The sequence below is a fragment of the Rhodococcus sp. IEGM 1379 genome (genome assembly GCF_030056815.1).
Taxonomy (GTDB): domain Bacteria; phylum Actinomycetota; class Actinomycetes; order Mycobacteriales; family Mycobacteriaceae; genus Rhodococcus_F.
On the sequence record NZ_JASHKR010000013.1, the window covers coordinates 110,718 to 111,693 of the forward strand.

Genomic DNA, 976 nt, shown 5'->3' on the forward strand with positions numbered 1-976 from the left:
GGCGCGGGTGCCGTCGGGCGTGATCGCGACCCCGACCGGATTCGCGCCGACCGTGATGGTGTTGGTGTCGACGGTGTTGGTGGCGGTCTCGATCACCGACACCGAGTTACCGTAGTAGTTGGTGACGTAGGCGCGGGCACCGTCGGGGGTGATCGCGATCCCAGTCGGAGATGCGCCGACGGCGATCGTGACGGTGACGGCGGCGGTCTGGGGCCATCGAGGACACGGGTGGGATCGTTCGATGTCGGCGATAGTGGTAGGCCCTTCGGAAGTGTCATCTACAGCCAGGGGTGCGCAGCTACAGCCACGGGTGCGCAGCGGCCACAAAAAGCAGCCACCACAAGGGAACCTAACGGACGATAAGCATGGTGCTGTCGAGTTTTTGGCTGTTGAGCGATCGCCGGCGACGAATGGTGTGTTCCTGGCGGTGAATGGGTAGCAGCAAACGGATGAACCGCGTCGGCGTTCGAGTTTGTGGCCGCGCTGTCTATTTTGTTCACACTGGAGCTTTGTTCACACTGGAGCGAGCATCATGGCGAGACTGCTCCGGTCGTGCACTTGCGAGCTCACCGCTTACTTCTAGTTGTCGGCACGGCTGCGTCCTTGTTCGAGGGTGATCTGATCCACCATCCCGGTGATCGGAGCCACTCCCTTGGTCGCGTGTTTACGACAACTACGAACACGTTTTCGGTCCGCGGCTGCCGTACTTGCTCCAGCACTCCTCAGACTGTCGACGGAGAGTCCCTCCACGGCATCGATCTACCGGAGAGGGACTCTCCCATCTCACTGAAAATCTCATCAACGGCATCACCCAGCAGCACCGCCACTTCCGCGCATGAGAAAAAGTGCAGTTGTGTGCAGAGCTGTGCGTTCTTACCCGGGGATTCCACTCAGTTGGTGAACTTGTTCTTGATATCGCTCGCGGCGTCGGAGATATCGTCGCCGACCTGCTTGGTCTTACCCGAGAGTTGATCCT

At 60.0% G+C, this 976-nt stretch carries 1 protein-coding gene; it reads right to left on the bottom strand.

Features of this window, described 5'->3' with window-relative positions; genetic code table 11:
* On the bottom strand, positions 1-327 hold a 327-nt coding region (locus QM600_RS10615), incomplete at its 3' end, for a YncE family protein (RefSeq protein ID WP_283261415.1).
* Positions 328-976: the final 649 nt, after the last annotated feature.